This is a genomic window from Paracoccus chinensis (assembly GCF_900102885.1).
GTDB classification, from domain to species: domain Bacteria; phylum Pseudomonadota; class Alphaproteobacteria; order Rhodobacterales; family Rhodobacteraceae; genus Paracoccus; species Paracoccus chinensis.
Genome location: NZ_FNGE01000003.1, coordinates 1 through 18,875 on the forward strand (window position 1 = coordinate 1; position 18,875 = coordinate 18,875).

Here is an 18,875-nt window from a genome sequence, read left to right on the forward strand (position 1 = left end):
ACACTGGCGCCGCCGCCCTGCTGGAAGGTTTGCCCTCAGCGGAATGGTTGCTGGCAGACCGGGGCTACGATGCCAACTGGTTCAGAAATGCCCTGAAAGACAAAGGGATCACTCCCTGCATTCCGGGGCGAAAGTCCCGTGGACGGTCCGTAAAATATGACAAGCGCCGCTACAAACGCCGCAACAGGATCGAGATCATGTTTGGCCGCCTGAAAGACTGGCGGCGCATCGCCACGCGTTACGACAGATGCCCGAAGGTGTTCCTGTCCGCTATCGCACTCGCCGCAACCATCATCTTCTGGCTATGAAACTTAACGAGTCCTGACCCCAGTCGTAGCGAGCACAGGAACGCAAAAGGGCGCCGCTTACACGGGCGCCCTTTCGTTGCCCGTTTAGAACGGGCTGTCGGGGTAATAGAACTGCTCGGCGTTCTCGGGGGTGATCAGCTGGCTGCCGATGATGTAGCGGCCCGCCATCGGCGCGTTGGACATGAAGCGCAACGCGGTCATCTCGATCGCGGACGAGATCAGAGCCGGAGGATAGGTCACGTTCACCGGGAGTTGCGGGTCCTTGTCCATGATCCGCTTGACGATGTCCTTCATCCCCGCGCCGCCGACGACGACCATCTGGTCCTCGCGGCCCGCCTGGGCGATGGCTTCCAGCACGCCCACGGCCATGTCGTCGTCGGCCGCCCAGACGGCGTCGATCTCAGGATACTTGGCCAGATAGTCCTGCATCACCTTGAAGGCGTCGTCGCGGTTCCAGTTGCCGTGCTGCATGTCGAGGATTTCCTTGTCGGACCCCTGAAGCGCCGCCTGGAATGCCTCGACCCGCTCGTTGTCGAGCGTAGTGGGGATGCCGCGCAGCACGACGATCTTCGCGCCTGCGGGCAGGTTGTCGCGGAAATACTCGCCCGCGACGCGGCCGAAGGCGGTGTTGTCGCCCGCGACATAAAGATCCTCGATCCCTTCCTCGGACAGGCCCCGGTCCACGACGGTGACGAACTTGCCCGCAGCCTTGACCTGCTTGACCGGGTCGGTCAGGGGCTCGGACTCGAAGGGCAGCACCACGAGGCCGTCGATGTTGCGGGTGGCCAGCATGTCCTCGATGTCCGAAACCTGCTTGGCGGCGTCACCGGCGGTGGACAGCACGAACTCGATGTTCGGGTAGACTTTGCCCAGCCGCGCGATGGTGTCCTGGGCATGCCAGTTCAGCCCGCCCATGAAGCCGTGGGTGGCCGAGGGGATCGACACGCCGATCACCTTCTTCTCGGCCTCCTGCGCGAGGGCCACGCCCCCCGCTAGCGTCAGCGCGGCTGCGGCCAGCGGCAGCTTCAGCAGATTGCGACGTTCCATTCCCTTGTTTCCTCCCTAGGGCCGGCCCGTTACTCGGCGGACCTTTTTTCCCGCTGCAGCACCACAGCAAGCACGATGATGACGCCTTGGATCGCCCCGTTCAGATAGGGGCTGACCAGGTCCGCCAGGTTCAGGATGTTGTCGATCAGCGACAGGATCAGGACGCCCACGACGGTTCCCCAGACGCGTCCCCGCCCGCCCTTCAGCGCCGTGCCGCCGATGATGACGGCGGCGATGGCTTCCAGTTCCCACAGCACGCCGGTCGAGCCCGAGGCCGAGCCGAGGCGCGGGACATAAAGGATCGTGGCCAGCCCGACCAGCGCGCCCAGAAGGACATAGGTCATCAGCCGCACCCGCTCGACATCCACGGCCGAATAGCGCGCCACGCGGTCATTCGAGCCGATCGCCTCGACGTGGCGGCCGAAGCGCGTGTGGCGCATGGTCCATTCGCCAAGGATCGCGACAATGGCGAAGACGATGATCGGCCAGGTGATCCAGCCGATGCCGCTGAAATAGACGGGCCGGTAAAGCGTCCTGAGACCGCTGTCGAGGCTGAGCGTGCCGCCGTCCGCCAGCCAGGTGACGAGGCTGCGGAAGATGCCCATCGTGCCTAGCGTGACGATGAAGGCCTCGATCCGCGCGCGGGTGATCAGCGCGCCGTTGACGAAGCCCGCCAGCACTCCGCCCGCCATAGCGACGCCCATGCCGATCAGGATCGTGCCCCAGTTTTCGCCCGTGAAGGGGGCCAGCGCGTTCATCGCCATGATGGTGATGCCCGCGAGGAAGGCCGCCATCGAGCCGACCGACAGGTCCAGCCCGCCCTGGGTGATGACAAAGGTCATGCCGACCGCGATCAGCCCGATGAAGGCCGAGCGCGCCAGCACGTTCGACAGGTTCGCGGGCGCAAGGAAGGCCGGGTTCAGCAGCGCGCCTAGGATGAACAGCCCGACCAGAGCGACCAGGGGACCGAGAAGATGCAGGTCGATGCGTTTCATGCAGGCTCCGCCTCGCGGCCGAGGCCCATGGCCAGCCGGACGATGTTCTCCTCGGTGATCCGGGCGCCCTTGACCTCGCCCGCAAGGCTGCCCTGCCGCATGACCAGCACGCGGTCGGACAGGCCCATCACCTCGGGCAGTTCGGACGAGATCACGATCACCCCCTTGCCCGCGCGCGCCAGGGCCCGGACGAAATTGTAGATCTGCTGCTTGGTGCCGATGTCGATGCCCCGGGTCGGTTCGTCGATCAGGATGATCTCGGGCTCGGTCAGCATGGTCTTGGCCAGCAGCAGCTTCTGCTGGTTGCCGCCCGACAGCGCGCCCGCGGGCATCGCGGTTGAGGCGGCGCGGATGTCGAAGTCGCGCGTCGCATCGGCCATCGCCTGCCGTTCACGCGCGCGGTCGATGCGGAAGCCGAAGCGGTCCAGCGCGGCCAGCGTCAGGTTCTCGGTCAGGGGCTTGTCCAGCAGCAGCCCGGCTTCCTTCCGGTCCTCTGTCAGATAGGCGATCCCGGCCGCCGCAGCATCGCGAGCGTGGCGGATCGCCGTCGGCTGGCCCCGGACGGAGATGGTCCCGCTGGACGGACGAAGGCCGGCGATGGCCTCGGCCAGTTCCGTTCGCCCGGAACCCACAAGACCTGCGATCCCCAGTACCTCGCCCCGATGCAGAGTGAGCGAGACATTGCCCACTTGCACCGCGCCCGGCACGCTCAGCCCTTCGACGCGCAGCAGTTCCTCTCCGGCGGGCGTGTCCTTGGGCGGGAAGATGTCCCGAAGCTCGCGCCCGACCATGGCGGTGGCCATGCCGTCATCGGTCAGTTCCCCGCGCAGGGCCCGGCGCACCACCGCGCCGTCGCGCAGGACGGTGATGCGGTCGGCCAGCCGCGCGACCTCGTCCAGCCGGTGCGAACAGAACATCAGCGCCACGCCCTCGGCCCTGAGCCGGTCCACCTGCGCGTAAAGCGCATCCACCTCGCGGTGGGTCAGGGCGGCGGAAGGCTCGTCCATGATGAGAACGCGGGCCTTGCGGGACAGGGCCTTGGCGATCTCGACCATCTGGCGGTCGGGCACGGACAGATCGCGGATGCGTGCCTCGGGGCGGATCGCGGTGCCGAGACGGTCCAGCAGCTCGGCGGCCGCGGCACGCATGGCTGTGTGGTCCAGGCGCACGCCGCGACTGATCTCGCGCCCCAGAAAGATGTTGGCCGCGACCGACAGATCGGGGGCGAGGTTGAATTCCTGGTGGATGACAACGATCCCGGCCGCCTCGGCCTCCGGTCCGCTGCGGAAGGGGGCAGGGTGGCCGTCCAGCAGCACCTGTCCCGAGGTCGGGGTCAGAAAGCCGCCCAAGATCTTCATGATCGTGGACTTGCCAGCGCCGTTTTCGCCGATCAGCGCATGGACCTCGCCCGCGCTCAGCGCAAGGTCGATGCCGTGCAGCACCTCGACGGGCCCGAAGCTCTTCGTGACCTTGTCGAGCGCGAGCACCGGCGTCACGGGTGCACCTCGACCCATGCGCCGTCCCGCGCAGCCGAGGCCTGCGCCGCCGCGATGAAGGCCATGCCGGACAGCCCGTCGGCCAGCCCCGGCAACCGCGCGAGCGGTCCCTCGTTGCCCCGGATCACCGTCGCGATATCGGAGTACAGATTGGCGAAGGCCTCCAGATAGCCCTCGGGGTGGCCGGGCGGGGTGCGGAAGGACGCCGAGCGGTCCTGCGCGCGGGTCAGGATGCGCGGCGGCTCACCCTTCACTGTAAAGATCAGCCGCTCGGGGTCCTCCTGGTGCCATTCCAGCGCACCCTTGGTGCCGAAGATGCGCAGCGACAGGCCGTTCTCGCGCCCAACGGCGACCTGGCTGGCCCACAACCCGCCCCGCGCGCCCGAAGCATAGCGCAGCATCACCCGCACGTCGTCGTCCACGCGCCGTCCCGGCACCATGCTGGACAGCTCGGCGGCAAGCGCCACCGGCGTTTCGCCCGTCACGAAGGCGGCAAGCTGCCAGGCATGGGTGCCGATGTCGCCGATGGCGCCCGCGCCCGCCTGCGCCGGATCGGTGCGCCAGTCGGCCTGTTTGCTGTGCACCTCGTCCGCAAGCCAGCCCTGAAGGTATTCCGCCTGGACTAGCCGCAGATCGCCGATCCCGCCCTCGGCCACGATGGCCTTGGCCTCTCGCACCATCGGATTGGCGCAGTAGTTGTGGGTCAGGAAGAACCGCGCCCGGCTGCGCATGGCAGCCTCGGCGATGGCCTGCGCCTGCTCCGGCGTCGCGGCCAGGGGCTTGTCGCAGATGACGTGGATGCCCGCGTCGAGAAAGGCGACGGCGACGGGCGCGTGCAGGTGGTTGGGGGTCACGACCGACACTGCCCGGATGCCGTCAGGGCGCGCCGCCTCGGCCCGCGCCATCTCGCGGAAATCGACGTAGGCGCGGTCGAGCCCCAGGGCCCTGGCCGAAGCCTCGGCCCGTGCAGCATCCGAGGACAGCGCGCCTGCGACCAGCCGGAAGTGGCCGTCCATCCGCGCGGCGATGCGATGGACCGCGCCGATGAAGGCGCCTTCGCCGCCGCCCACCATGCCCAGCGGGATGGGGCAGGGCGCCTCAGCCATTGGCCGCCAGCCCCAGCGCACGGCGGTTCGCCGCCTCGTCCGTGCGCTGCGATGCGAAGTCGTCGAATGCATGCGGCGTCGTGCGGATGATGTGGCGGCGGACGAACTCCGCCCCCTCGCGCGCGCCATCCTCGGGATGCTTCAGCGCGCATTCCCATTCCACGACCGCCCAGCCGTCGAAGTCATATTGCGCGAGCTTCGAGAAGATCGCGCCGAAATCCACCTGTCCGTCGCCGAGGCTGCGGAACCGCCCGGCGCGCTCTACCCATGACTGATAGCCGCCATAGACGCCCTGCCGCCCGGTCGGCCGGAACTCGGCATCCTTGACGTGGAACATGCGGATGCGGTCGTGGTAGATGTCGATGTTGTCGAGATAATCGAGCTGCTGCAGCAGGTAGTGCGACGGGTCGTATAGCATGTTGGCCCGCGGATGCTGGCCGACGCGGTCGAGAAACATCTCGAAGCTCGCGCCGTCATGCAGGTCCTCGCCCGGGTGGATCTCGTAGCAGATGTCGACGCCGTTCTCGTCGGCCAGGTCGAGCAGGGGCCGCCAGCGGCGCGCGAGTTCGTCGAAGGCAAGGTCCACCAACCCCGGCGCCCGCTGCGGCCAAGGGTAAAGGTAGGGCCACGCCAGCGCGCCCGAAAAACTCGCCATGGCCTTCAGTCCCATCGCGGCGCTGGCGCGGATCGCCTTGCCGACCTGATCGGTCGCCCATGCCTGCCTCGCAGCCGGATTGCCGTGGACAGGGGACGGCGCAAAGGCGTCGAAGGCCACGTCATAAGCCGGATGCACGGCGACCAGCTGGCCCTGCAGATGGGCGGAAAGCTCGGTCACCTCGACGCCGTTCGCGCGTGCCGTGCCGAGGAACTCGTCCCGATAATCCTGCGACCCGGCGGCAAGGTCGAGGTCGATCAGCCGCGCGTCCAGGCTGGGCACCTGCACGCCCTCATAGCCGAGCGACGCGGCCCAGCGGGTGATGCCGTCCCAGCTGTCGAACGGCGCCTGATCCCCGGCGAACTGCGCCAGAAACAGCGCAGGCCCCTTGATGGTCCTCATTCGGATCCTCCCCCTGACAGGAAGGCTAGACCAGCGATGTAATCGTTTGCAACAGTTCTGTTGAAGCCGCCCGCGAATGCTTGCGCCCGGGTTCCCGCACCCCATAGTTCAGGTCATGGGCAATACGGAATCCGAGCGGACAAGACAGGGGGCAGCGCGGCTTGCGGACGTGGCGCGCCTTGCGGGGGTCTCGGTCGCCACCGTGTCGAGGGCGCTTTCCCGGCCCGATCTGCTTTCAACCGACACGCGCGATGCGGTGCAGCGGGCGATCACCGCCACCGGCTATCGCATGAATCACGCCGCGCGGAACCTGCGGAAGGGGCGGACCGGCGCGATCGTGGCGCTGGTCCCCAATCTGGGCAACCCGTTCTTCGCCAAGATCCTTGCCGGGATGGGCGCGGCGCTGAATGCCCAAGGGTACGACCTGCTGGTGGGGGACACGATGGCGCCGGGCGGGCGCCATCGCGCGCTGCGCCGTTTCCTCGACCCCTCGCGCGCGGACGGGATCATCCTTCTGGACGGGCAGGTGACGGCGGGCGACCTTGCGGCGCTTCCCGGCGCGCCGCCGGTGGTGATGGCCTGCGAATGGATCGAGGGCGCGCCCCTTCCGCGCGTCGTCCTGGACAACGCCGCCGGCACGGAACTGGCGGCCCGGCACCTGCTGGCCCTGGGCCATCGCCGCATCGGCTGGATCGGCGGCCCCGGAGACAACGTGCTGCACAAGGCCCGGGTCAAGGGCCTGGCCCGCGCACTGCCCGATCCGGGGTCGGGCTACGCGGGCGATTTCACACTCGAGTCGGGCGTCCGCGCAGCCGAAAGGTGGCTCGACACCCCCGCCGCCGACCGGCCCACAGCCGTGATCGGCTTCAGCGACGAATCCGCCGCCGGGTTCATGGGCGAGCTTCAACGTCGCGGCGTCTCGGTGCCCGAGCAGGTCTCGGTCGTCGGCTTCGACGGGATCGACTGGGTCGCGCATCTGCCGGTCCCGCTCACCACGATCCGGCAGCCCAAGCGAGACCTCGGCAGCACTGCGGCGCGCGTTCTCATGGCGCTGATCGCGGGGCAGCCTGTTGAGCCCTGCACCGTCCTTGCGCCCCAACTGGTGATGCGGAACTCTGCCGGTCCGGCGCCGTCATGAAGGATGCGGGGCAGGAGAGACAGGCTTCGGCATTCCCCGGCAGCAAGATGCGTTCAGCCGGAAAATTCTGTCCAGCTTTCAGGCCCGCAGTGGTCTGGCGAGAAGGGGAGGGTCGATGGACATGACTGTCCTTTTCGCCCGATCTCTGGCCGATCCGACTGCCCGAGGGCAGCCATCCGGCATCATGGTCCGCCGGCCAGTGAGCCGACGATCACGAATGTCAGGGCGTCGAGGTCTATCTCGCCGTTGACGGTAAGCCGGCTGTCAGCCTGGGAAACCTTGAGATTGCATTCGGGATCTTCGGACTGCCGCTTCAGTTCGGTCAGGATTGCGTCTCGAATCTGGTCTTCCATGCCGTCCTCCCTATGATTCCTGAAGGGCGAAGCGCTTCCGCCCGCTCTGAAGCTGAGCCGTCTCAGCCGCAGACGTTTGCTCAATCGGTCAGGCGCGTCCCGGGTTCCTGCGGGTGCGCGTCCCTTGCGGCTTTGTCGAAGGCGCTTCATCTCGGCGCTTGATGCCCGGATGGTCCGCCGCTCAAATCCTTGCCGCAAGGACGCATCGCGGCAAGGTGCGGGATCACGCCCAATAGGCTGCGACAGTGAAGCTCTTCCTGGCACGGCCGAGTTGCAGCAGGTGCTGGCGTGCCATGCGCGCCTGATCGGCGCTGCCCGCGAACCACAGGAAATCGTCACCCTGCAGGGCTTCATGCTGCCGGAAGGCCGACAGAAGATCCTCGCAGCGGGTGACCCGGGGATCGGTGCCCAAGCTGCCTAGATCGTCCGCAGGGCAGCGCAGGACGGCGCGCACCTGCCCCCGCGCAAGCTTCAGCATCCGCGCGATGGCGGGCAGGGCGGTCTCGTCCCCGAACAGGCACAGCCGATCGGCTTCGGGGCACCAGCCGCCACCCGGCCCGATCACTCCGACCTCCTGCCCCTCGGGACTTCCTTCGGCCCAGGCGCAGGTGGGGCTGCCGGGATGGCGGAAGATGTCGAACTCCAGCCAGTCATCCTGCTGATCGGTCACGGTATAGACCGGCCGGTGCAGCGCGTCCGGTCCCTTGGGCCAGGCGGTGCGTCCGCTTTCGGTGACCCTCGGCCATTGGGCGGCGCGGCCTGCGGGCGGCAGAAGCAGGCGAAAATGCAGGCTGCCGCTGCCGAAGCGTGCGGCCTCGGGTCCGGCCAGCCGCACCCGCAGGAAGTTCGGGCCGGGCCGCGAGACGCCGGCGACCCGCATCAGCGACAGCCCCGGCGCAAGCGCCCCCACATCGACATGATCCCAGACGACGCTCAGCCCGACCTCGGCGAACAGCTCGGTGGCGCTTTCGCGCAAGTTGCCGACCAGCCGCTGCTCGGGTCCGGACAGATCGATGCGCAGGCTGTCAGGCAGGGGCGTCAGGCGCAGTTCGCAGTCCCAGACCAGCAGGCTCAGCCGGTCGGCGCTTTCGATCAGCGGCACTTCCCAGGCGGCCGCCCGCGCCTTCAGCGCTGCCACGGCCGCGCCCGAAGGCTGGGGGATCACGCCTCCGCTACGAAAGCTTCGCAGGTCCGACATCAAGTCCTCGATGCTGATCGGCAACGTTGCCAGTGCGCACTTAGCACGGGCCGTTGACATAACCTAGTATTTCGATCAACCAACATCATCCCTGGTTTGAGTAGGCCGCTGCCATGTATCCCGGTTTTCGCACTGCCCTTCTTGCCAGCGCCAGCATCCTTGCGGTTTCGGCCGCGGGCGCTGCCGCTCAGGAAACAGAGGCAGTCACCCTTGACACCATCACCCTGACCGCCACGACCGATGCCTCGGTGCAGGCCGAGGGCTTTGTCAGCGATTATGCGCAGGCCTCCACCAAGTCGGACACGCCGGTCAGCGAGACCCAGCAGTCCGTGTCGGTCGTGACGACCGAGCAGGTCGAACAGCAGGGCGCCGAAAGCCTGGGCGAGGCGCTGACCTACTCGACCGGCGTGCTGGGCCAGCCCTTCGGCGCCGATCCCCGCTTCAACTCGCCGACGATCCGCGGCTTCACCTCGGACAACGCGCAATATGTGAACGGGCTGCGGCAGGGGCGGCTGTTCGGCGCCCAAGCTTATGAGATCTACGGCATGCAGCAGGTCGAGGTGATCCGCGGCCCGTCCTCGTCGCTGTACGGGTCAGGCTCGCCGGCGGGCGTCATCAACCAGGTGCAGAAACGCGCGCAGGCCGGCGACTTTGCCGAAGCCGGGGCAGGGCTGGACAGCAACAGTTCGGGGCAGCTGTTCTTCGACGTCAACCGCAGCCCCAGCGAGGTGTTGTCCTGGCGCCTGACGGGCATCGCCCGCGACGACCAGACCCAGCTTGACGAGCTGACGAACAGGCGCGGCTATCTTGGCGCAGCGATGCGCCTGAACACCGACGGCGCGACGACGATCGACCTTCTGGCCTCGATCACCGACGATTCGCCGATTAGTCCGGTGGGCATCCCCTATGCGCTGACCTCGCTGGGGGACAGCATCTCCCGGGCGACTACGAGGATCTGCGCGACATCTACACGGGCGAGCCGGGCTTCGACGACAGCAACCGCCGGATGTGGAACCTCGGGGTCGAGATCAGCCACGAACTCGACAACGGCTGGACCCTCGCCCAGGGCTTCCGCTACGAGAAGTTCGACTGGGATTACACCGGCACCTCGGTGCAGGGCTTCGAGCCGGTCATCAATCCCGACGGCACCTTCAACCGCACCACCATCGACCAGAGCGAGGAAAGCGAGACCATCAGCCTCGACACGCGGTTGAGCGGCGAGCTGACCACGGGGCAGGCGGTGCACCGGCTGCTGTTCGGCCTGGACGTGCAGAAATACGACGCCAGGGACTTCACCATCTTCGGCTCCGCCCCGGCCTTCGACCTGCGCGACCCGCAGTATGATTCCGACGCCGTCACCCTGAACGGCTTCCGCGGCGGCCGTGACGTCACCTTCAGGCAGATCGGCCTGTATGTTCAGGACGAGGTGGAATGGGGCAACTGGCGCGGCACCCTGGGGCTGCGCCACGACCGGGCCGAGCAGGACGGCCTGGCCTATGGTCAGGACTCCAGCTTCGACGACAGCCAGACCACGGGGCGCGTGGGCCTGTCCTACATCATGGACAACGGGCTGATGCCCTATCTCAGCTATGCGACCTCGTTCGAGCCGCTGCCGGGCAGCGACGTTACCGGCAACGCGCTGGAGCCGACCGAGGGCAAGCAGTGGGAAGCCGGGCTGAAATACAGTCCATCGGCCTTCGAGGGGCTGTTCACGCTGGCCCTTTATGACCTGCGCCAGACCAACCTGACCCGCCCGGTGTCCGAGGTGATCAATGGCGAAACCCGCAGCGGGCTGCGCCAGATCGGCGAAGTCAGGTCGCGCGGCGTCGAACTGTCGGGCCTTGCGTCGCTGACTGAGGCCTGGGACGTCCAGGCCAGCTATTCCTATAACGACACCGAGCAGCAGGAGGGCGCCAACGAGGGCAACGCCCTGCCGAACGCGCCCAGGCACCTCGCCAGCCTCTGGGTGATGCGCGACTTCGGTAACGGGCTGCAGGCGGGCGGCGGCATCCGCCATGTCGGCGAGCGCTTCGGGGACGATGCTAATGCCGATGAACTCGACAGCGTGACGCTTGTCGATCTCGCCGCCAGGTGGGAGCGCGAAAATGTCGAGGCCACGCTGAATGTCTCGAACCTGACCGACGAGGCCTATGTCGCCAGCTGCAGTGCGTTCGGCTGCTTCTATGGCGAGGGCCGCACGCTGTCCGCCAGGGTTGCCTATAAATGGTGAAACGCGGGGCCGCTTCCCTCCGGCCCACACGTCGCACCGTTTTGACCGCCGCCGGCATTATGCTGGCGGCGGGTTTGCCCTTGCAGGCGGCGCCTGCCGCACCGCGCCTTGCCGCCATCGACTGGGCGATGCTCGAAACCGCCGTGGCGCTGGGCCACATGCCGGTCGCCGCCTGCGAGCTGATCCGCTTTCGCGCCGACGCCGTCGAACCGGCGATTGCCGCCGAGGTCGTGGATCTCGGGCTGCGCGGGGCGCCGAACTTCGAGCTTCTGCAACTGACGCGGCCCGACCTGATCCTGACCTCGCCCTATTACACCCGCTACGAGGACCGGCTGGCGAGCCTCGCCCCGGTCCTGAACCTGCCTTTCTACATCCCGGGCGAGCCGCCGCTGCCCAAGGCTTTTGCCGCGCTGCGCGCCTTGGCCGAGGCGATCGGCGACCCGCACACCGCCGTCCGTGCCGAGGCGCGGGCCGAAGCAGAACTGGACCGCTGCGCCGCAGCCTTGGGCGGTTTCGCCGATCGGCCCTTCTGCCTGGTCAACATTGGTGACGCCCGGCATCTGCGCGCCTTCGGCTTCGACAGCCTGTTCGGCAGCACGCTGGTGCGGCTGGGTCTGCGCAATGCCTGGACCGAGGGCACGCAGTTCAGCTTTCTCGCCCCTGTCCCGGTCGAGCGGCTGGCCACCATGCCCGATGCGCGGCTGGTGATCGTCGGCGCCGTTCCCCCCGAGGCACGACGCGCCTTGTCCCGCAGCGTGCTGTGGCAGGCGCTGCCGCAGGTGGCGGAACGGCGAGTCCACCATCTGCCCGAGGTCAATGCCTTCGGCGGAGTCCCCGCCGCGCTGCGCTTTGCCCGGCTGCTGTCGCAGGCGCTCGCCGCCGGATCGGTCGCCGGCATATGACGCCCGCGCTGCGCCTCTGGCTGCCGCTTGCGGCAGTGCTGGCCGGCGGGCTGTGGCTGGGGGCGGCGTTGCAGGCCCTGCCCTGGGCCGAGTGGCCGGGTCTGCCGCTGCAGCCCGGCGCCATGAGCCTCGACCAGATTCTGATGGGCTTCGGGCTGATGCCGCGCGGGGTGATCGCGCTGCTGGCCGGGGCGGCGCTTGGCCTGTCCGGCGCGATCCTGCAGGCAGTGCTGCGCAACCCGGTGGCCGATCCGACGACGCTCGGGATTTCGTCGGGGGCGCAGCTTGCACTGGTGCTGGCGACGATCCTTGCGCCGGATCTGCTGGCGGGGGGGCGCTGGCCTGTCGCCATGACGGGTGCTGGGCTAGCTGCGGCGCTGGTGCTGGCGATCGGCGCGCGGCGGGCCTTCGCGCCGGTGACGATGGTGATCGCGGGGATGCTGGTCGGCATGACCGCCAGTGCCATCGCCGCCGCCGTCACGCTGGCTCAGGGGCAATACCTGCTGTCGCTGGTGATCTGGAACGGCGGCTCGCTGGTCCAGCAGGACTGGTCGGGCGCGCGCGCCCTTGCGCTGGTGCTGGTGCTCGGCGGGTTAGGGGCGGCCTCTCTGGCGCGCCCTCTGCGAGTGCTGTCGCTGGGCGCCGAGGGGGCTTCGGGCCTTGGCATGAACGTGGCCCTCGTGCGGCTGGCTGCCGTGGCGCTGGCCGTCTGGATCGCGGCCAGCGTGTCGGCCGAACTGGGGCTGGTCGGCTTCGTGGGCCTCGCCGCTCCCGCCCTGGCCCGCACCTTTGGCGCCCGCGACATGGTGCAGGTACTGACGCTGTCGCCGCTGATCGGCGCGGTGATCCTGTCGGTCTGCGACGGGCTCGTGCTGCTGGTCGCGGGAACCAGCGGCGAGATGTTCCCGACCGGCGCGCTGACCGGCCTTCTGGGCGGGCCGCTGCTGATCTGGCTGCTGCCGCGCCTGCGGGGCTCGACACCGCCCGGCACCGAGGCCGCCGAGGGTCCGGCGCCACGTCTGACCCGCCCCGGCCGCCTGTTGGGGGCGCTGGCGGCAGGGCTTCTCGCGGCCGTGGTGGTGCTTGTCTGGATCGGCCGGGTGCCCGGGGGCTGGGCGGTGCTGGACTGGCAGAGCTTCCGCGACTTCCTGCCGATGCGCCTGCCAAGGCTGGTCGCGGCGGCCTCGGCGGGGGCGGCGCTGGCGCTGGCGGGCGCGATCCTGCAACGGCTGACCGTGAACCCGCTCGCCTCGCCCGAGGTGCTGGGCGTCTCGGGCGGCGCATCGCTGGGTTTTGCGGCGGTGATCTTTGCCGTTCCCGCGCCCGGCGCGCTGATGCTGAACGCGGGCACCATCGCCGGAGCCATCCTTGCGCTGGCGCTGGTCGCGGCCTTCGTGAGCCGCCGCGAGATGCCTTCGGAACGTATCCTGCTGGCCGGGATTGCCGTGTCCGCACTGGCCTCGTCGGTGCTGTCGGCGATGATGGCCGCAGGCGACGCACGGGCCTGGGCGATCCTCGGCTGGCTCAGCGGATCGTCCTTCACCGTCAGGACAGGCGGCGCGCTGGCCCTGGCCGCCGTGGCCATGATGCTGTGGGCCTCGGCGCTGGCCGCGCGGCGCTGGCTTGGCGTCCTGCCGCTGGGCGCGGGCGTGGCCGGGGGTTTGGGCCTGCCTCTGCGGAACGCAAGGCTGGCGCTGATCCTGCTGGCGGGCGTGGCGACGGGGGCGGCCACGGTCTTCGTCGGGCCGCTGTCCTTTGTCGGCCTCATGGCCCCGCATCTGTCCCGCCGCCTGGGGCTCGCCCGGCCCGGGCATCACGTCACCGGCGCCGCCCTGATCGGCGCGGGGCTGATGCTGGCCGCCGATTTCGGCGCGCGCATGGCCGAGTTCCCCTATGAGTTGCCGCTGGGGCTGTTCGCCTTGTTGATCGGGGCACCGTGGCTGATCTGGCTGATGATGAGGTCCGGGCGATGACGCTGTTTGCCATCGGAAACCTGTCCGTGGACGTCCCCGGCCGCCGCCTGCTGGACGGGATCACGCTGGACCTGCCGGCAGGACAGGTGATCGCGCTGATCGGGCACAACGGGTCAGGCAAGTCCACGCTGCTGAAGGTACTGGCGCGGCAGGTCGCCGCCAGCGGCCGCATCGCCTTCGAGGGCCGACCCCTCTCCGACTGGCGCCCGCGCGACTATGCCCGCAGGCTTGCCTTCCTGCCGCAGACCACGCCCCCGGCCGAGGGGATGCTGGTCCGCGAACTGGTGGCCCTCGGTCGCTATCCCTGGCACGGCGCGCTGGGTCGCTTCGGCCCGCGCGATCATCAGGCCGTGGCCGCTGCGATGCAGGAATGCGGCGTCGCGCCCTTCGCCGACCGGTTGGTGGATACGCTGTCGGGGGGCGAGCGGCAGCGGGTGTGGCTGGCGATGATGGTCGCCCAGCAGGCCGGAACCCTGCTGCTGGACGAGCCGATCAGCGCCCTGGACATCGCCCATCAGGTCGAGGTGCTGGCGCTTATCCGCCGGATGTGCCACGAGCAGACCCGCAGCGCCGTGATCGTCCTGCATGACGTCAACATGGCGGCACGCTTCTGCGACCACATCGTCGCGCTGAAAGGCGGGCGGCTGGTGATGCAGGGCAGCCCCGCCGAACTGATCCGGACCGAGGCGCTTTACCGGATCTATGGCCTGCCGATGCAGGTCCTGACGAAAGACGATGGCACTCCCGTGGCCGTCCCCGCTTGAGAAAACCATGCTGCGCGACTTCTTTTCCTACTATCGCCCCTTCATGGGCCTGTTCTGGCTCGACTTCGGCTGCGCCGTGCTGTCCGGCCTGCTGGAACTGGCCTTCCCGGTGGCGATCACCGGCTTCATCGACCACCTGCTGCCGCAGGGGAACTGGACCCTGACGGTTCTGGCCGCCGCCGGGTTGCTGGTGCTTTACGCGGTCAACGCCGGGCTTTTGACGGTGGTGATCTACTGGGGCCACAAGCTGGGCATCAACATCGAGACCGAGATGCGCGCCCGCGCCTTCGACCACCTGACGCGGCTGTCCTGGCGCTGGTACGACCGCGCCCGCACCGGCAAGCTGGTCGCCCGCGTGACCCGCGATCTGGAAGAAATCGGCGAGGTCGCCCATCACGGCCCCGAGGATGCCTTCATCGCGCTGATGACCTTTGTCGGCGCCTTTGCCCTGATGTTCTGGATCAACCCGCAGCTTGCCCTGATCGTGGCGCTGATCGTGCCTGCGATGCTGGCTCTGGTGATCGTCTATGGCGGGCGGATGACCCGTACCTGGCGCGACATCTATTCCCGCGTCGGCAACTTCAATGTCCGGCTGGAGGAAGCCTTGGGCGGCATCCGCGTCGTGCAGGCCTTCGGCAACGAGGGCCACGAAACCCACCTGTTCGGCCATGACAACGCGCGATACCGGCAGGCCAAGCTCGACGCCTATCGCGTCATGGCGGCAAGCTCGGCCCTGCAGTACATGGGGCTGCGGCTGGTGCAGGTGATCGTCATGGTCGTGGGCGCGGGCTTCGTGCTGTCGGGCGACCTGACCACGGGCGGATTCGTGGGCTTCCTGCTGATGGTCGGCGTCTTCTACCGCCCACTGGAAAAGATCGCCGCCGTGATCGAGACCTACCCGCGCGGCATCGCGGGCTTCCGCCGTTATCAGGAACTGTTGGCAACCGACCCCGAGATCGCCGACGCCCCCGATGCCATCGAGGCCCCGGCGCTAAAGGGCCATATCCGCTTTGAAAACGTCAGCTTCGCCTATAGCGAGGACCGAACGATCCTGCGCGGCATCGACCTGCAGATCGCGGCGGGCGAGACCGTGGCCTTCGTCGGCCCCTCGGGCGCGGGCAAGACCACGCTTCTGGCGCTGCTGCCACGCTTCTACGAACCGACGTCGGGCCGCATCACCATCGACGGACTGCCCTTGGACCGGATGCGCCTGAACAGCCTGCGCCGCCAGATCGGCCTTGTCAGCCAGGACGTGTTCCTTTTCGGCGGCACCCTGCGCGAGAACATCGCCTATGGCCGCCTCGGTGCCACCGAAGCCGAGATCCGCGAGGCCGCCGCGCAGGCGCAGCTGACCTCCATGATCGAGGGCCTGCCCGAGGGGCTGGACACGATCGTCGGCGAGCGCGGCGTCATGTTGTCAGGGGGCCAGAAGCAGCGCGTCGCCATTGCGCGGGCCTTCCTGAAGAACCCGCCGATCCTGATCCTTGACGAGGCGACCAGCGCGCTGGACAGCCAGACCGAACGCGAGATCCAGTCTGCCCTGGACGCACTCGCGGTCGGCCGCACCACGCTGGTGATCGCCCATCGGCTGGGCACGATCCGCAGCGCCGACCGGATCGTGGTCATGAGCGAGGGCCGTATTGCCGAGATCGGCAGCCACGCGGAACTGCTGGCGCGCGAGGGCATCTATACCGCGCTGGCCGGATGATTTCGGCCGGCGCATTCGCCCTGCATGTGGCCTGATGGCGTGGCTGCCGCACAACCTGCGGCGAACCCGAAGCCCTGCAGGGTGACATCGCCATCCGTGACAGGGCCGGTCACCGCACCAGCAGCGCCGGCAGCTGGACCTTCTGCAGGATCGCCGTGGTGGTCGAGCCGACCATCAGGCTGCGGATGCGGGAATGGCCATAGGCGCCCATGATCAGGAAGTCCGAGCCGCTGTCCTGCAGATGGGTCAGGATCGCCTCCTCGGGGGCGCCGGACAGAAGCCGCGTGGTCGCGGCGATACCTGCCCTTGCCAGCACGGCCTGCGCTTCCGCCAGCGAGGCCTCGCCACCCGCACCCTCGCCCGCGCGCACGATCTCGATTTCCAGCCCCCGGTAGGCGGGCAGCCGGGTCACCCGCTCGACCGCCCGCCGTGCCGACGGGCTGCCATCATGGGCGATGGTGGCGCGCCTGATCTCGCGCATCCGACGCGGAGCCATCAGCACCGGCAGCGTCGCGGCCCGCACGATGCGTTCGAAGTTCGACCCGAGGTGTCCCGGCGCGCGGTCGGCGCTTTCGCCGCGCTTGCCGATGACGATCAGGCCCGCCTCGGCCTCTTGCCCCGCGACGCTTTCCAGCAGGACGCCCTGGCGCAGTTGCGCCGTCACGCTGCGGACCCCGGCGGTCTTCAGGACCGCCGTCGCGTCGTCCAGGATGGCGCGGCCCCGCACCATCGCCAGGCGGGCGCGCTGCTCGTCCAGCGCGGCCAGTTCGCTCAGCAGGGTCGAGCGGGCGCCGAGGCCGATCTCGCCCGACAGGTCCACCCTCGGCAGGGATTTCGGTGGCAGCACGTGCAGCAGCCGCACCGCCGCGCGGTTGCGCGTCGCGGCCCAGGCGGCAAGGTCGAGCACCGGACGCGAGAACTCCGACCCGTCGATCAGGGCGAGGATGGTGTTGGTCATGTCGTCCTCCTCAATGCGCCACGAGCCTGTCGGTGGCGCCCGGCTTGTCATGAACCGCCAGCCGGTCAACGATCGTTCCCGAGGCCGCGTTCATGCCGGTGACGTCCACCTCGGACCCGTCACGGCGGAACTTCAGCACCGCCATGTCCAACGCCTGGACCGAGGAAATGTCCCAGATATGGGCGCGGGACACGTCGATGGTCACGCGCTCGACTGCCTCTCGGAAGTCAAAGGCGGCCATGAAGTCCTCGACCGAGGCATAGAAGAGCTGTCCTTCGACGTGATAGGTGCGGTGCTGCCCGTCCTCGCTCAGCGCCGAGGTGACGCGGAACAGTTGCGCGATCTTGGCGGAAAAGAAGATCCCAGACAGCAGCACGCCCACCAGCACCCCGATGGCGAGGTTGTGCGTCCAGACCACTGTCACCACCGTTGCGACCATGACGATCGAGGATGAGCGGGGATGGGTCCGCAGATGGCCGATCGAGGACCACGAGAAGGTGCCGACCGACACCATGATCATGATCGCGACCAACGCGGGCATCGGGATTATGCGCACGAAATCGGACAGGAACACCACGAGGATCAACAGCACCGCGCCGGCCACGAAGGTCGAGAGCCGCCCCCGGCCCCCCGACTTCACGTTGATCATCGACTGCCCGATCATCGCGCAGCCCGCCATGCCGCCGATGAAGCCGGTGGCGGCATTGGCCAGTCCCTGACCGATGCACTCCTGATTGCGATCCGAAGGGGTGTCGGTCAGCTCGTCCACGAGGTTCTGGGTCATCAGGCTTTCCAGCAGCCCGACAATGGCCACGGCAAGCGAATAGGGGAAGATGATCGCCAGCGTCTCGAAACTCAGCGGCACGTCGGGGATCAGGAACACCGGCAGCGTGTCGGGCAGGGCGCCCATGTCGCCCACGGTGCGCACATCCCAGCCGGTCGCCCAGACAAGCGCGGTCAGGACGAAGATCGTGACCAGGGGCGAGGGAACGGCGCGGGTGATCTTCGGGAACAGGTAGATGATCGCCAACCCGGCTGCGACCAGCGCATAGGTGAGCGGGCCCACGCGGGCGGGATCAAGCTCGGGCAGTTGCGCCATGAAGATCAGGATCGCCAGCGCGTTGACGAAGCCGGTCATCACCGACTTCGAGACGAAGCGCATGAAGCGCCCCAGCTTGAGCAGCCCGGCGCCGATCTGGATCAACCCTGCCAGCACGGTCGCGGCCAGCAGGTATTGCAGCCCATGGTCGCGCACCAGCGTCACCATCAGCACCGCCGTTGCGGCGGTCGCCGCCGAGATCATGCCGGGCCGTCCGCCGACGATGGCGGTGATCACGGCGATGGAGAAGCTGGCATAAAGGCCGACCTTGGGATCGACGCCGGCGATGATCGAGAAGGCAATCGCCTCGGGGATCAGGGCCAGCGCGACAACGAGGCCTGACAGCAGATCGGCACGAACATTGCCGAACCACTGGTCGCGATAGTTGGAAAACAGCGTCATGAATTATCCTGTGGCGACACCGTCCGGTGTCGTCTCATGCGTCTTGCGGGAACAGGTTGTCCGGCGGATCGGCGGCCGGAAGAGCCACCCGGAATTGCACCGGGTCCATGCGGATATGCCCGCCTGTTAACGGCTGCAGGT

At 68.3% G+C, this 18,875-nt stretch carries 16 protein-coding genes, 1 pseudogene and 1 other annotated feature; of the genes and pseudogenes, 8 read left to right on the plus strand and 9 right to left on the minus strand.

Features of this window, described 5'->3' with window-relative positions; all coding sequences use genetic code 11:
- On the plus strand, nucleotides 1–308 hold a 308-nt coding region (locus tag BLQ03_RS03745), incomplete at its 5' end, for a transposase (protein WP_139166620.1).
- Nucleotides 309–392: 84 nt separating this feature from the next.
- Here BLQ03_RS03745 and BLQ03_RS03750 read toward each other — a convergent pair.
- The 5 genes from BLQ03_RS03750 to BLQ03_RS03770 are packed head-to-tail and all read right to left on the minus strand — an operon-like array spanning nucleotide 393 to nucleotide 6,009.
- Complete coding sequence (locus BLQ03_RS03750) at nucleotides 393–1,355, minus strand: ABC transporter substrate-binding protein (RefSeq protein WP_090753090.1); 963 nt, start codon at nucleotides 1,353–1,355, stop codon at nucleotides 393–395.
- 29 nt (nucleotides 1,356–1,384) lie between these two features.
- A complete protein-coding gene (locus BLQ03_RS03755) occupies nucleotides 1,385–2,350 on the minus strand; it encodes an ABC transporter permease (protein ID WP_090753092.1) in 966 nt (321 codons plus the stop codon).
- Nucleotides 2,347–3,846: a sugar ABC transporter ATP-binding protein gene (locus BLQ03_RS03760; RefSeq protein WP_245688668.1), complete on the minus strand. Its 1,500-nt coding sequence runs from the start codon at nucleotides 3,844–3,846 to the stop codon at nucleotides 2,347–2,349. The genes BLQ03_RS03755 and BLQ03_RS03760 overlap by 4 nt, the downstream gene beginning before the upstream one ends.
- Entirely contained in the window at nucleotides 3,843–4,952 is a 1,110-nt protein-coding gene (locus BLQ03_RS03765; protein WP_245688669.1) for a Gfo/Idh/MocA family protein, read from the minus strand. The genes BLQ03_RS03760 and BLQ03_RS03765 overlap by 4 nt, the downstream gene beginning before the upstream one ends.
- Nucleotides 4,945–6,009, minus strand: coding sequence for a sugar phosphate isomerase/epimerase family protein (locus BLQ03_RS03770; RefSeq protein WP_090753097.1), 1,065 nt, complete (start codon nucleotides 6,007–6,009; stop codon nucleotides 4,945–4,947). Before BLQ03_RS03770 ends, BLQ03_RS03765 begins: the two co-directional genes overlap by 8 nt.
- A 76-nt stretch (nucleotides 6,010–6,085) precedes the next feature.
- Between BLQ03_RS03770 and BLQ03_RS03775 the strand changes: the two genes are divergently transcribed.
- The gene (locus BLQ03_RS03775) at nucleotides 6,086–7,147 is read left to right on the plus strand and encodes a LacI family DNA-binding transcriptional regulator (protein WP_245688670.1); all 1,062 of its coding nucleotides are present in this window, start codon (nucleotides 6,086–6,088) and stop codon (nucleotides 7,145–7,147) included.
- A gap of 182 nt (nucleotides 7,148–7,329) precedes the next feature.
- Here BLQ03_RS03775 and BLQ03_RS18235 read toward each other — a convergent pair whose 3' ends face one another.
- Together BLQ03_RS18235 and BLQ03_RS03785 are read right to left on the minus strand one after the other, a co-directional pair.
- Nucleotides 7,330–7,500 (minus strand): hypothetical protein, encoded by a 171-nt coding sequence (locus BLQ03_RS18235; protein ID WP_090753102.1) that lies wholly within the window; start codon nucleotides 7,498–7,500, stop codon nucleotides 7,330–7,332.
- Between the two features lie 223 nt (nucleotides 7,501–7,723).
- Nucleotides 7,724–8,698 carry a siderophore-interacting protein gene (locus tag BLQ03_RS03785; protein ID WP_090753671.1) on the minus strand — a complete coding sequence of 325 codons (975 nt, stop codon included), beginning with the start codon at nucleotides 8,696–8,698 and terminating at the stop codon, nucleotides 7,724–7,726.
- Between the two features lie 113 nt (nucleotides 8,699–8,811).
- On the opposite strand from BLQ03_RS03785, the pseudogene BLQ03_RS18785 reads away from it, so the two are divergent.
- The 6 genes and pseudogenes from BLQ03_RS18785 to BLQ03_RS03810 form a co-directional block, all read left to right on the plus strand.
- Nucleotides 8,812–9,252 (plus strand): annotated as a pseudogene (locus tag BLQ03_RS18785) (TonB-dependent receptor plug domain-containing protein); the annotation flags it as partial.
- 410 nt (nucleotides 9,253–9,662) lie between these two features.
- Nucleotides 9,663–10,928: a TonB-dependent siderophore receptor gene (locus tag BLQ03_RS18790; protein WP_342672006.1), complete on the plus strand. Its 1,266-nt coding sequence runs from the start codon at nucleotides 9,663–9,665 to the stop codon at nucleotides 10,926–10,928.
- Nucleotides 10,922–11,830, plus strand: a complete 909-nt coding sequence (locus tag BLQ03_RS03795; RefSeq protein ID WP_090753105.1) for an iron-siderophore ABC transporter substrate-binding protein — start codon at nucleotides 10,922–10,924, stop codon at nucleotides 11,828–11,830. The genes BLQ03_RS18790 and BLQ03_RS03795 overlap by 7 nt, the downstream gene beginning before the upstream one ends.
- Nucleotides 11,827–13,803, plus strand: a complete 1,977-nt coding sequence (fhuB, locus tag BLQ03_RS03800; RefSeq protein ID WP_090753107.1) for a Fe(3+)-hydroxamate ABC transporter permease FhuB — start codon at nucleotides 11,827–11,829, stop codon at nucleotides 13,801–13,803. The genes BLQ03_RS03795 and fhuB overlap by 4 nt, the downstream gene beginning before the upstream one ends.
- Nucleotides 13,800–14,567: an ABC transporter ATP-binding protein gene (locus BLQ03_RS03805; protein ID WP_090753111.1), complete on the plus strand. Its 768-nt coding sequence runs from the start codon at nucleotides 13,800–13,802 to the stop codon at nucleotides 14,565–14,567. Before fhuB ends, BLQ03_RS03805 begins: the two co-directional genes overlap by 4 nt.
- A 7-nt stretch (nucleotides 14,568–14,574) precedes the next feature.
- The gene (locus BLQ03_RS03810) at nucleotides 14,575–16,275 is read left to right on the plus strand and encodes an ABC transporter ATP-binding protein (protein WP_090753113.1); all 1,701 of its coding nucleotides are present in this window, start codon (nucleotides 14,575–14,577) and stop codon (nucleotides 16,273–16,275) included.
- 109 nt (nucleotides 16,276–16,384) lie between these two features.
- Here the strand turns inward: BLQ03_RS03810 and BLQ03_RS03815 are convergent, their stop codons facing one another.
- Together BLQ03_RS03815 and BLQ03_RS03820 are read right to left on the minus strand one after the other, a co-directional pair.
- Entirely contained in the window at nucleotides 16,385–17,233 is an 849-nt protein-coding gene (locus BLQ03_RS03815) for a universal stress protein (protein ID WP_090753116.1), read from the minus strand.
- A gap of 10 nt (nucleotides 17,234–17,243) precedes the next feature.
- Nucleotides 17,244–18,734, minus strand: a complete 1,491-nt coding sequence (locus tag BLQ03_RS03820; RefSeq protein WP_090753119.1) for a SulP family inorganic anion transporter — start codon at nucleotides 18,732–18,734, stop codon at nucleotides 17,244–17,246.
- 54 nt (nucleotides 18,735–18,788) lie between these two features.
- Nucleotides 18,789–18,844 (minus strand) — a sequence feature (sul1 is cis-regulatory element that is thought to sense ions involved in sulfur or methionine metabolism; They are found in Alphaproteobacteria).
- Nucleotides 18,845–18,875: the final 31 nt, after the last annotated feature.

Excerpts from the sequence above, each read along its gene's own strand:
- BLQ03_RS03750 (WP_090753090.1), bottom strand. The coding sequence starts at position 1,355 with ATGGAACGTCGCAATCTGCTGAAGCTGCCGCTGGCCGCAGCCGCGCTG.
- BLQ03_RS03755 (WP_090753092.1), bottom strand. The coding sequence starts at position 2,350 with ATGAAACGCATCGACCTGCATCTTCTCGGTCCCCTGGTCGCTCTGGTC.
- BLQ03_RS03765 (WP_245688669.1), bottom strand. The coding sequence starts at position 4,952 with ATGGCTGAGGCGCCCTGCCCCATCCCGCTGGGCATGGTGGGCGGCGGC.
- BLQ03_RS03770 (WP_090753097.1), bottom strand. The coding sequence starts at position 6,009 with ATGAGGACCATCAAGGGGCCTGCGCTGTTTCTGGCGCAGTTCGCCGGG.
- BLQ03_RS03775 (WP_245688670.1), top strand. The coding sequence starts at position 6,086 with ATGCTTGCGCCCGGGTTCCCGCACCCCATAGTTCAGGTCATGGGCAAT.
- BLQ03_RS18235 (WP_090753102.1), bottom strand. The coding sequence starts at position 7,500 with ATGGAAGACCAGATTCGAGACGCAATCCTGACCGAACTGAAGCGGCAG.
- BLQ03_RS03785 (WP_090753671.1), bottom strand. The coding sequence starts at position 8,698 with ATGTCGGACCTGCGAAGCTTTCGTAGCGGAGGCGTGATCCCCCAGCCT.
- BLQ03_RS03795 (WP_090753105.1), top strand. The coding sequence starts at position 10,922 with ATGGTGAAACGCGGGGCCGCTTCCCTCCGGCCCACACGTCGCACCGTT.
- fhuB (WP_090753107.1), top strand. The coding sequence starts at position 11,827 with ATGACGCCCGCGCTGCGCCTCTGGCTGCCGCTTGCGGCAGTGCTGGCC.
- BLQ03_RS03805 (WP_090753111.1), top strand. The coding sequence starts at position 13,800 with ATGACGCTGTTTGCCATCGGAAACCTGTCCGTGGACGTCCCCGGCCGC.
- BLQ03_RS03810 (WP_090753113.1), top strand. The coding sequence starts at position 14,575 with ATGCTGCGCGACTTCTTTTCCTACTATCGCCCCTTCATGGGCCTGTTC.
- BLQ03_RS03815 (WP_090753116.1), bottom strand. The coding sequence starts at position 17,233 with ATGACCAACACCATCCTCGCCCTGATCGACGGGTCGGAGTTCTCGCGT.
- BLQ03_RS03820 (WP_090753119.1), bottom strand. The coding sequence starts at position 18,734 with ATGACGCTGTTTTCCAACTATCGCGACCAGTGGTTCGGCAATGTTCGT.